This is a genomic window from Nocardioides sp. (genome assembly GCF_036401255.1).
Taxonomy (GTDB): Bacteria; Actinomycetota; Actinomycetes; order Propionibacteriales; family Nocardioidaceae; genus Nocardioides.
Map to the genome: position 1 here is coordinate 1 of NZ_DASWVI010000466.1, position 10,248 is coordinate 10,248.

The window sequence follows — 10,248 nt, forward strand, 5'->3', positions numbered from 1 at the left end:
CGTGACCTGCTCAGCCGCTACCAGCCCGACGCGTTCCGCTACTTCGTGGCCGCCGCCGGACCGGAGAACCAGGACTCCGACTTCACCTGGTCGGAGTTCGTGCGCCGCACCAACGACGAGCTGGTGGCCGGCTGGGGCAACCTGGTCAACCGCACGGCGAACCTGATCGCCAAGAACTTCGGCGAGATCCCCAAGGCGGGCGACCTCACCGCCGAGGACCAGGCGCTGCTGGACTCGGTCGCCGCGACGTTCGACGTCGTCGGCGACCTGATCGGCCGACACCGGCAGAAGCAGGCGATCGGCGAGGCGATGCGCGCGGTCGCGGAGGTGAACAAGTACGTCTCGGACACCGAGCCGTGGAAGCTCAAGGGTGACGACCAGCGCGATCGGCTCGGCACGATCCTGCACGTCGTCGCGCAGTGCGTGGCGGACCTCAACCTGGTGCTCAGCCCGTTCCTGCCGTTCTCGGCCAACGAGGTCGACCGGGCACTGGGCGGTGCGGGCGACCTCGCCCCGATGCCGCGCCTGGAGGAGGTCGACGACCTGGACGGCGGCGCGCCGTACCCGATCATCACCGGCGAGTACTCCGGCTTCCCCGCCTGGGAGCGTCGCCCGATCGTCCCCGGCACTCCGGTGGTCAAGCCGACCCCGATCTTCACCAAGCTCGACCCGTCGGTCGTCGACGAGGAGCTGGCCCGGCTCGGGGGTTGAGTCCGGGGCGGGTCGTCTCGCGTCGAGACACCAGAAATGGCTGCTCGCCCCCGGCGTGTCGCAGCCATTCCTGGTGTCTCGACGAGCGACCGGTGCCGCGGTCAGGCGTCCCGCACCCGCCCGCGCAGCGCCTTCGTCTGGCCTCGCTGCTTCTTGGCCTCGAGGCGGCGGCGCTGGGAGCCGCGGGTCGGCTTGGTGGGGCGCCGAGGCGGGGGAGGCGGCGCCAGTGCCTCGCGGAGCATCGCCGCGAGCCGCTCGCGGGCAGCGACCCGGTTGCGGTGCTGCCCGCGGTGCTCGGTGGCGACGATGCGCACCGGCGAGCCGAGCCGGCCGACCACCCGCGCCCGCTGGGCCTCGGTGAGCGCGGTCGACGTGGCGGCGTCGTACTCGAGCTCGACGCGGCTGTCGGTGGTGTTCACCGACTGGCCGCCGGGACCGGGGGAGCGCGAGAACCGCTCGACGAGCTCCGCGTCGGGGATCTCCAGGCCGGCCGGGATCCCGGGCCCCGGCGGGACCGCCAGACTCATCCCCGGCTCATCCCCGCTTGCGCCACTCGATGGCGGGGCAGGTGTCCATGACCATCGCGACGCCCGCCTGCGTCGTCCGCGCGAAGGCCTCCTCGTCGACCACGCCGAGCTGGAACCACACGCCCTTCGCGCCGATCGCCACGGCCTGGTCGGCGAACTCCCCGGCCGCCTCCGAGCGCCGGAACCCGTCGACGACGTCGACCGGGAACGGGATGTCGGCGAGGCTCGGGTAGCCCTGCTCGCCGAGCACCGTCGGCGCCGACGGGTGGACGGGGACGATCCGCTTGCCGCGCTGCTGGAGCAGTGACGCGATGGAGTACGCCGTGCGCCCCGGGTCGCCCGAGAGCCCCACGACGGCCCAGGTCTCGCAGTCGTCGAGCATGAACCGGACCCACTCCGGGTCCTGCCAATCAGCCATGGACCCAGCCTAGGCCGGGCGTCGAAGTCGGCAGGAAGTCGCAAGATCGCACCAGTTCGGGGGTTATGGCCTCCGTCACGTTCGGGAGGGGTTACGGTGACCCGGTCTCGCGTCGCCGAGTGGCGGCGCGATCTGAGTTGCTCGGGAGGGAGCACTTTCATGAATCTCCGCAGTCTTCTCACCCGCACCGCGGTCGCCGGCGCCACGTCGGCCCTTGCTGCGAGCGCGCTGGTCGGCGCGACCACCGTCGCGGCCAACGCGGTTGAGGCCAGCACCGACTACGCCTGCGCGCTGTCCAGCCCGATCCAGTCGCCCCTCGGCACGTTCAACCTGGTCGTGTCGACGCCGGTGATCCCGCCGACCGCGACCGCGGGCCAGAGCTTCCCGGGCGGCCTGCTCGCTCTCGACGCGACGCTGACGATCCCCTCGCCGACCGGAGCCGCCCTGGCGAACTACAAGGTCGACCACGCCGACGCGACGGACTACGCGGTCGGCCTGGGCTCGACCTCGATCGCGGCTCCCATCGCGTTCGGTGCGCCCACGGTCCACGAGGACGGATCCGCGACGGTGCTCGGCACCGCGGCGAACCAGCCGTTCACCCTGCCGCCGGCGGGCACGTACAAGGCAATGCTTCCGAGTGCCTTCACGATGGACACCACCATCGACATGGGTTCGGGCCCCATCCCCGCCACGATCGCGTGCGCGTCCGACGCGCCGGGTGACCTCGGCTCGGTGCAGGTCACCAAGGGCGTCTCGGGCACCGCTGGCAAGGTCGCCAAGACCGCCAAGGGCTACAAGGCCACGGCGGCGGTGACCCGTGTCGGTGACGACGTCGTCCCCGCCGGCAAGGTCATCGCGAAGCTCGGCACCAAGAAGATCGCCACCAAGGCCCTGAAGAAGGGCAAGGCCGTCTTCGCCCTGCCCAAGAGCGCCAAGGGCAAGAAGCTCACCCTGATCTACAAGGGCGACGGCTACACCCAGGGTTCGAAGACCTCCCTCAAGGTCAAGTGACCCGCTAGCTCCACCTGAGCGACACCTGCTCGACACCGCCGACGCCCGGCCGGGTTCTGCCCCGGCCGGGCGTTCGCATGCCCGGACCCGGACCTCGGCATTACCCGCGAGTAGAGTCCCGGCCATGAGCTCCGACTACCCTCTCTTCGCCCTCTCCGAGGAGCACCAGGCGGTCCGCGAGGCCGCCCGCGCCGTCTGTGACGCCAAGATCGCGCCGTACGCCGCCGACGTCGACGAGCACGCCCGCTACCCGCAGGAGGCGGCCGACGCGCTGGTCGCCGCCGACTTCCACGCCCCGCACGTCCCCGAGCAGTACGGCGGGGCCGGGGCCGACGCGCTCGCGACCGTGATCATCATCGAGGAGGTCGCCCGGGCCTGCGCGTCGAGCAGCCTGATCCCGGCCGTCAACAAGCTCGGGTCGCTGCCGATCCAGATCGCCGGCTCGGAGGAGCTGAAGCAGAAGTACCTCGGCGCTCTCGCGCGCGGCGACGGCGGGTTCTCCTACTGCCTGTCCGAGCCGGACGCCGGCTCCGACGCCGTGGGCATGAAGACCCGCGCGGTCCGCGACGGCGACACCTGGGTGCTCAACGGCGTCAAGCGCTGGATCACCAACGCGGGCGAGTCGGAGTACTACACGGTGATGGCGGTGACCGACCCCGAGAAGCGCTCGCGCGGCATCAGCGCGTTCGTCGTGGAGAAGTCCGACGAGGGCATCAGCTTCGGCGCGCCGGAGAAGAAGCTCGGCATCAAGGGCTCCCCGACCCGCGAGGTCTACCTCGACAACGTCCGCATCCCCGCGGACCGGATGATCGGCGCCGAGGGCACCGGCTTCGAGACCGCGATGCGCACCCTCGACCACACCCGCGTCACGATCGCCGCCCAGGCGGTCGGCATCGCCCAGGGCGCGCTGGACTACGCGCTCGGCTATGCCCAGGAGCGCAAGCAGTTCGGCAAGCCGATCAGCGACTTCCAGGGCCTGCAGTTCCTGCTCGCCGACATGGGCATGAAGGTCGAGGCCGCGCGCCAGATGACGTACGCCGCGGCCGGCAAGTCCGAGCGCGGCGACTCCGACCTGACGTTCTTCGGCGCGGCCGCGAAGTGCTTCGCCAGCGACGTGGCGATGGAGGTCACCACCGACGCCGTCCAGGTCCTCGGCGGCTACGGCTACACCCGCGACTACCCCGTCGAGCGGATGATGCGCGACGCGAAGATCACCCAGATCTACGAGGGCACCAACCAGGTGCAGCGGATCGTGATGGCCCGCCAGCTCCTTGCCGGGGTGCAGTCCAAGATCTGACGAACGACCCGGCCCGGACCCGATGGCGCACGCGCATCCGGTCCGGGCCGGGCGGGTACCTCCTGGCCAGCACACGCGAGGAGGTCAGGACATGCCCCAGCAGCAGTGGAGCAACAAGCGCGAACGGCAGTACGAGCACATCAAGGACGGGCTCGAGGAGCGTGGTCGCAGCGAGGACGTGGCCGAGGAGATCGCGGCCCGCACCGTGAACAAGGAGCGGGCCCGCAGCGGCGAGGCGCGCGAGCGCAGCCGCACCTCCACCGAGGACATCTCGTCCTCGAGGCGCGGCGGTCTGCGGTCCCACCGGGGCTCCGGTGGTCGCACCCGCGACCAGCTCTACGAGGAGGCCAGGCGCAAGAACATCAAGGGCCGCTCGTCGATGAACAAGGCCGAGCTGGAGAGGGCGGTGGGCCGCTGACCGGCAGCCACCGCTCGAGCACCGCGGCGACGCCGGCGCTGGTGACCGGCTTGCTGATGTAGTCGTCCATGCCGGCGGCCAGGCAGCGTTCCCGGTCGCCGGCGACGGCCGCCGCGGTCATGGCGATCACCGGCAGGCCCGGGCCGCCCAGGCCGAGCCTGCGGATCTCCGCGGTCGCCTGGTAGCCGTCCATCGTCGGCATCTGGCAGTCCATCAGCACGGCGTCGAACGCGCCGGTGCGCAGGGCGTCCAGGGCGGCGAGCCCGTGCTCGGCCACGGTCGCTTCGTAGGACAGCTGCTCGAGGATGCCGACGGCGACCATCTGGTTGACCTCGCTGTCCTCGACCACGAGGATCCGTGCCCGGGCCCCGCCGGCCGACGGGACCGGCCCGGCCACGGGTGCCGGCCGCTGGGCGAGCACCGTCGAGATCGTCTCGTGCAGCGCGGCCGAGCGCACCGGCTTGACCAGCCGGCCGGCGACGCCGCTCGGCAGCGCCGCGCCCGGGGAGACCGGCGTGCCCGAGGTGAGCAGCAGGCTCGCCGTGCCGGCCAGCTCCGGTGTCGCCCGGATGCGGGCGGCGAGCTCGAGGCCGTTCATCTCCGGCATCGACAGGTCCAGCAGCGCGATGGCGTGGGGTCGGCCGGCCGACGCGGCCCGGAGCAGGATCGTCAGCGCCTCCGTGCCCGAGGAGGCCTCGTCGACCACGAGACCCCACCGGGACAGCTGGGCGGACAGCTGCTCGCGACTGGTCTCGCTGTCGTCGACGACGAGCACCCGCAGTCCGTTCCAGGCGCCGCGGTCCGCCGACAGCGGCCGCGGCTGTACGGCGGCGACGGGCAGCGGCACCGTCGCCCAGAACCTGCTGCCGCCGGGGTCGGGCCGCGGCTCGACGCCGATCCGGCCGCCCATCGCCGTCACGAGCTGCTTGCAGATCGCCAGCCCCAGCCCGGTGCCGCCGAAGCGCCGCGTCGTCGAGGAGTCCGCCTGGGTGAAGGCGTCGAAGAGGTGCTCGCGCTGGGCCGGGTCGATGCCGATGCCCGTGTCGACGACCTCGAGACGCACCTCCGCGATCGCCGAGGCCAGGGGCCGGTCGAGCCGCGCGGAGATCACGACCTCGCCCGTCGTCGTGAACTTGATCGCGTTGGAGGCCAGGTTGAGCAGCACCTGCCGCAGCCGCACCGGGTCGCCCCGGAGCCCCAACGGCACCTCGGGCGCGCACGAGACGACGAGCTCGAGGCCCTTCTCCTGGGCCGGTCCCGCGACCAGGCTCGCGGTCTCGTCGAGCAGCCGGGCCAGCTCGAAGTCGACCTCGTCGAGCTCGAGACGCCCCGCCTCGATCTTCGAGAAGTCCAAGATGTCGTTGATGACCTGGAGCAGGGCCTCGCCGGCCACGCGGATGCCCTCGACGTACCGGCCCTGCTGGCGGTCCAGGCTGGTGGTCAGCATCAGCTCGGTCAGCCCGAGGACGCCGTTGAGCGGAGTGCGGATCTCGTGGCTCATCGTGGCGAGGAACGTCGACTTCGCCTCGGAGCCGGCCAGGGCGGCGTCGCGCGAGCGTTCCAGCTCCAGCTCGGCCCGCTTGCGAGCGGTCGAGTCGGAGAGCGAGATCACGATGCCGCGCACGTCGGGCTGGTCGAGCAGGTTGACGAAGCGGGCGAGCACCCAGACCCGCTGCGGGCCCTCCGGCATCTGGTCCGAGGCGAGCTCGAACTCCTCCTGCACGACGAGACCGGGCTGCTCGCGCGTGCGCGCGAGCGCGTCCTCGATGCCCGCGTGCAGCCGAGGATCGACGGCGTCGATCCAGGGGAAGAGACCGTCCCGGTGCGGTGGGCCGAGGCGCCGTTCGACGTTGCGGGTGCAGAACACGACCCGCAGCCGTGCGTCGACGACGATGATCGCGTCGGTCGTGCTGTCGGCCAGCTCCTGGAAGTAGCGCCGGCTCCGGACGACCTCCTCACGCGCCGCCGCCTCGGAGGCGAGGAGCCGGCCCACCCGCAGCAGCGTGATGAGCAGGAGCAGCCCCATGCCGAGGTACGGCGCGTACAGCGTGCCGTCGTCGCGGTGCGTGATCAGGTGGATGACCGGCGGCACGGCGAGCGGGACGGTGGCGAGCACGAGCGCGATCGACACGTGTGCCGGTCGGCTCACCCCGGCGGCGCTCCGGTCGGCCGCCCAGACCGGGTCCTCGCGAGGTCTCGTCGCCAGTGCGAGCAGCAGCATCCCGACCAGCCAGCCGGTGTCCAGCCGGTCCGGCGGGGTCGAGCCGACGACGACGTACGCGACGCCGGTGAGCAGCCACGCGCCGACGCCGGCGGCCATCAGCCAGCTGGTCCTCGACCGGCCCCGGCTCACGACGATGCCGCGCGCCGTGAAGACCAGGAGGATCAGGTCGGCGATCGGCGCGGTCACCTCGAGGGCTCGCTCGCTGACGCTCTGCCCGGGATGGGACGCCCCGGAGGTCGACGACATGATCCAGACCAGCATCACGCCGAGCGTGACCATCGTCGCCGCGTCGAGGAACGCGTCGACGCGCAGCAGGCGCCGCCGCGCGTCGGAGGGCGCGAACAGGTCGAGGAGCGCGGCGCCGAGGAAGAGGTAGCCGACGAAGAACGCCAGCGCGGACAGCGAGTCGCTCGCACCGACGCCGGCCCACGACAGCGTGCGGTCGAGGACGTCGCCGAGGGCCGAGACGACGACGCCCGCGGCGACGAGCACCGACGCGCTCGACCGCTCCGGCCGGGACACGCCGACACCGGCGATCGTCACGAACACCCCGACGGCGGCGAGGTACGTCAGGTCACCCGGCAGGCCGGACGCGAGCAGCAGGTGGAGACCGATGGCGGCGCACGCGAGCACGACCCCGGCCCTCAGGGCCGTGGCGCGGGTGCCGGTGGGGCCTGCTGGCTCCATCCTCCCTCGGATTCGTCCGTCGTGGCCTCGCCGAGTCCGAGGGCCGGCGCTGCCGCCGACACCTGACTGTTCGGCGGGCCAGGGGCCGACCCAAGGGTTTTCGCGACACGTCTGCGTGGTCGGCCAGTCGCCCGAAGGGGTGGTGTGCGCCTGCCGGTCCGCTGCGACGATCGAGGAGGTGGGTCGCCCTTGTGCAGCCCACCCATCGCCTTAGGAGGTGCGAGATGGAGCACCGACGCGAGGCCACCACCCGGCTCTTCGAGGAGCTGGAGACGGCGTCCGACGAGGAGGCCGACCGGATCCGTGACGAGCTGGTCCGCCTGAACATGGGCGTCGCCAGCGACTGCGCCCGCCGCTACCGCGGACGCGGGGTCGCCACCGACGACCTCGACCAGGTCGCCTACCTCGGCCTGGTGAAGGCCGTCCGGGCCTTCGATCCGGGCCGCGGCCACGACTTCTTGTCCTTCGCGGTGCCGACGATCCGCGGGGAGGTGCGCCGGCACTTCCGCGACCTCGGGTGGGCCCTGCGGCCGCCCCGCTCGATCCAGGAGCTGCAGTCGCGGGTGCTCGCGGCCGAGAGCGACCTCGCCCAGGAGCTCGGCCGCTCGCCCCGCCCCTCAGACCTCGCCCGCCACCTCGGCGTCGAGCTCGACCAGGTCCTCGACGCGCTCGGCGCGAGCGGCTGCTTCGCCCCGACCTCCCTCGACGTCCCCGTCGTCGAGGGCGACGACCCGCTCAGCGAGCGGCTCGGTGGCGTCGACCCGGCGTTCGACACGGCCGAGGCCCGGGTGACGCTGGCCGCGGTGATGCGCGGGCTCACCCCGCGCGAGCGCCGGATCCTCGAGCTGCGGTTCTTCGGCAATCGCACCCAGGCCGAGATCGGCGTCGACATCGGTGTGACCCAGATGCAGGTCTCCCGGCTGCTCAACCGGATCCTGGCCCGGCTCCGCGAGCGGCTGCTCGCCGACGCCGAGGAGACCCCGGCCGCCTCGCGCGGGCCGGCCGCCTAGGGCGGTCCCTCGTGAGGCTAGTGCCGCTAGGCCCGCGGGAAGATCCGCGGGAGCTGCGAGGCGCGAGCGGTGAACGCGGGCGCGCGCTTCTCCAGGAAGGCGGCCACGCCCTCCTTGCCGTCACCGATCGAGGTGTAGTACATCGCCAGCGAGTCCGACAGGTGCGCCTCGAGGGGCTCGGCGGCCGCGCTGTTGCGGTAGAGCAGCTGCTTGGCCAGCCCGAGCGCCGCGGGCGAGCGGCCGACCACGAACGACCGGGCGAGGTCGTACGCCGCCGGCACCAGCTCGTCCGGCTCGTGGACGCTGCGCACCAGCCGGCCGGCGTACGCCGCGTCCGCCGTCAGGACCTCCGCGGAGTAGACCCACTCCAACGCCTGCTGGATGCCCACGATGCGCGGCAGGAACCACGTCGAGGCGGCCTCGGGGACGATGCCGAGCCGGCCGAAGACGAAGCCGATCCGCGCGCTGGTCGACGCCAGCCGGAGGTCCATCGCCAGCGTCATCGTCGCCCCGATGCCGACCGCCGGTCCGTTGATCGCCGCGATCACCGGCTTGGGAAGCGCATGGATCGCGAGCGTCACGCGACCGCCGGTGTCGCGCACGCCGTCGTGGTACGGCTCCTCGGCGTACGCCGCCCGGAACTCCTCCGGGGTGGGTCGGAGGGACTCGTCGAGCCCGAAGACGTTGCCCTCGATGGCCAGGTCCATGCCCGCGCAGAACGCCCGCCCCGCGCCGGTGACGACGACCGCGCGCACGTCGTCGGCGCGGGCGTCGCGGGTGAACACCGTCTCCAGCTCGCGCGCCATCGTCACGTCGAACGCGTTGAGCTGGTCGGGCCGGTCGAGGGTGAGGGTGGCGATGCCGTCCTCGTCGACGGACCAGTCCAGCGTCTCGAAGCTCATCCGGTGACGCTCTTCGGCAACCCCGTCGGGGTGCACAGGGTCTTGGGGATGTCGCCGGTCTTGTCCTCGATGATGTAGCGGAACATCTGCTTGGACCGATCGGGGTCCCAGTGCACGGCCAGGTCCGAGATCGGCACCACGCAGCTGAGGTCCGCGCTGCGCATGGCCGTCGCCCACATCGCCGCGCGGGTCGCGCCGGTGCCCTTCCCGAACGCGAAGAAGTCGGGGACGGCGTTGGCGAGCTTCCAGTACCGCACCGGGTTGATGAACGTCCACGGCGAGAACACCTTGCTCCCGACCGCGGCCACCACCTCGCGCTGGTGCTTGACCCGGGTGATGTCGCCGTAGCGGGGATCGGTGTGCCGCGAGCGCGCGTAGCCGAGCGCGGTCTGGCCGTCGGCCTCCTGGCAGCCCTTCTTGATGTGGAGGTTCGCCAGCTTGTCGTCCATGTCGAACGTCGGGCAGATCGTGATGCCGCCGACGGCGTCGACCACCCCCGCGAGGCCGCCGAGGCCGATCTCGACGTAGTCGTCGACGCGGATGCCGGTGTTGGCCTCGATGGTGCGCACCAGCAGCTTGGGGCCGCCGTACGCATAGGCCGCGTTGATCTTCGTCGTGCCGTGCCCCGGGACGTCGACCAGCGAGTCGCGCGGGACGGACATCAAGAGGTTGGGGCCGTCGCCGGTGTGCAGCAGCATGATCGTGTCGGTGCGCTGGCCGGCGGCGTTGCCGGTGCCGAGCTCCTTGCGCTGCTCCTTCGACAGGCCCGCGCGGGAGTCGCTGCCGACCAGCAGGTACGTCGTGCCGGGCTGGTCGGCCGGGCGGTCGCCGGACGGCTCGTAGTCGACCTGGTCGACCTTGTTCCAGGCCCACAGCGGCACGATCACCAGGTAGGCGACCCAGGCCAGCAGCAGCGCCAGCACGATCCGCAGCCAGAACGCCGGTCCACGGCGCCGCCGCGGGCGCCGGCCCGCGGGGCCGGTCGGACCCGTCGGACTCGTGGGGCCGGTCGGCGGCGGCGACGTGCGGCCCGGCTGCGGCGT

General features: G+C 72.4%; 10 protein-coding genes. 5 read left to right on the forward strand and 5 right to left on the reverse strand.

From position 1 onward, the window contains the following. Positions 1–711: class I tRNA ligase family protein (locus tag VGD85_RS21415; protein ID WP_331065459.1), on the forward strand; the 711-nt coding region annotated here is incomplete at its 5' end. Between the two features lie 101 nt (positions 712–812). On the opposite strand, the gene arfB is transcribed toward VGD85_RS21415, so the two are convergent. After that, complete coding sequence (gene arfB / locus VGD85_RS21420; RefSeq protein ID WP_331065460.1) at positions 813–1,238, reverse strand: alternative ribosome rescue aminoacyl-tRNA hydrolase ArfB; 426 nt, start codon at positions 1,236–1,238, stop codon at positions 813–815. A gap of 7 nt (positions 1,239–1,245) precedes the next feature. Further along, a complete protein-coding gene (locus VGD85_RS21425) occupies positions 1,246–1,656 on the reverse strand; it encodes a CoA-binding protein (RefSeq protein ID WP_331065461.1) in 411 nt (136 codons plus the stop codon). A gap of 159 nt (positions 1,657–1,815) precedes the next feature. Here VGD85_RS21425 and VGD85_RS21430 point away from each other — a divergent pair, with 159 nt between their 5' ends. The 3 genes from VGD85_RS21430 to VGD85_RS21440 all read left to right on the forward strand — a co-directional run bounded on the left by VGD85_RS21430 (position 1,816) and on the right by VGD85_RS21440 (position 4,382). Next, positions 1,816–2,667, forward strand: coding sequence for a hypothetical protein (locus tag VGD85_RS21430; RefSeq protein WP_331065462.1), 852 nt, complete (start codon positions 1,816–1,818; stop codon positions 2,665–2,667). A 124-nt stretch (positions 2,668–2,791) separates the two neighbouring features. Then, on the forward strand, positions 2,792–3,964 hold the full coding sequence (locus VGD85_RS21435; protein ID WP_331065463.1) for an acyl-CoA dehydrogenase family protein: 1,173 nt from the start codon (positions 2,792–2,794) through the stop codon (positions 3,962–3,964). Positions 3,965–4,055: 91 nt separating this feature from the next. Continuing rightward, on the forward strand, positions 4,056–4,382 hold the full coding sequence (locus VGD85_RS21440; RefSeq protein WP_331065464.1) for a plasmid stabilization protein: 327 nt from the start codon (positions 4,056–4,058) through the stop codon (positions 4,380–4,382). Here VGD85_RS21440 and VGD85_RS21445 read toward each other — a convergent pair. Beyond that, complete coding sequence (locus VGD85_RS21445) at positions 4,327–7,293, reverse strand: hybrid sensor histidine kinase/response regulator (RefSeq protein WP_331065465.1); 2,967 nt, start codon at positions 7,291–7,293, stop codon at positions 4,327–4,329. The genes VGD85_RS21440 and VGD85_RS21445 overlap by 56 nt on opposite strands. 224 nt (positions 7,294–7,517) lie before the next feature. Here VGD85_RS21445 and VGD85_RS21450 point away from each other — a divergent pair, with 224 nt between their 5' ends. Next, a complete protein-coding gene (locus VGD85_RS21450) occupies positions 7,518–8,303 on the forward strand; it encodes a sigma-70 family RNA polymerase sigma factor (RefSeq protein ID WP_331065466.1) in 786 nt (261 codons plus the stop codon). 26 nt (positions 8,304–8,329) lie between these two features. Here VGD85_RS21450 and VGD85_RS21455 read toward each other — a convergent pair whose 3' ends face one another. Beyond that, positions 8,330–9,205, reverse strand: a complete 876-nt coding sequence (locus tag VGD85_RS21455; RefSeq protein ID WP_331065467.1) for a crotonase/enoyl-CoA hydratase family protein — start codon at positions 9,203–9,205, stop codon at positions 8,330–8,332. Beyond that, the coding region (locus tag VGD85_RS21460) for an LCP family protein (RefSeq protein ID WP_331065468.1) at positions 9,202–10,248 on the reverse strand (1,047 nt) is incomplete at its 5' end. The genes VGD85_RS21460 and VGD85_RS21455, both read right to left, overlap by 4 nt.

Coding starts and splice junctions, on each gene's coding strand:
- VGD85_RS21450 (WP_331065466.1), top strand. CDS start 7,518: ATGGAGCACCGACGCGAGGCCACCACCCGGCTCTTCGAGGAGCTGGAG.
- VGD85_RS21435 (WP_331065463.1), top strand. CDS start 2,792: ATGAGCTCCGACTACCCTCTCTTCGCCCTCTCCGAGGAGCACCAGGCG.
- VGD85_RS21430 (WP_331065462.1), top strand. CDS start 1,816: ATGAATCTCCGCAGTCTTCTCACCCGCACCGCGGTCGCCGGCGCCACG.
- VGD85_RS21455 (WP_331065467.1), bottom strand. CDS start 9,205: ATGAGCTTCGAGACGCTGGACTGGTCCGTCGACGAGGACGGCATCGCC.
- arfB (WP_331065460.1), bottom strand. CDS start 1,238: ATGAGTCTGGCGGTCCCGCCGGGGCCCGGGATCCCGGCCGGCCTGGAG.
- VGD85_RS21440 (WP_331065464.1), top strand. CDS start 4,056: ATGCCCCAGCAGCAGTGGAGCAACAAGCGCGAACGGCAGTACGAGCAC.
- VGD85_RS21445 (WP_331065465.1), bottom strand. CDS start 7,293: ATGGAGCCAGCAGGCCCCACCGGCACCCGCGCCACGGCCCTGAGGGCC.
- VGD85_RS21425 (WP_331065461.1), bottom strand. CDS start 1,656: ATGGCTGATTGGCAGGACCCGGAGTGGGTCCGGTTCATGCTCGACGAC.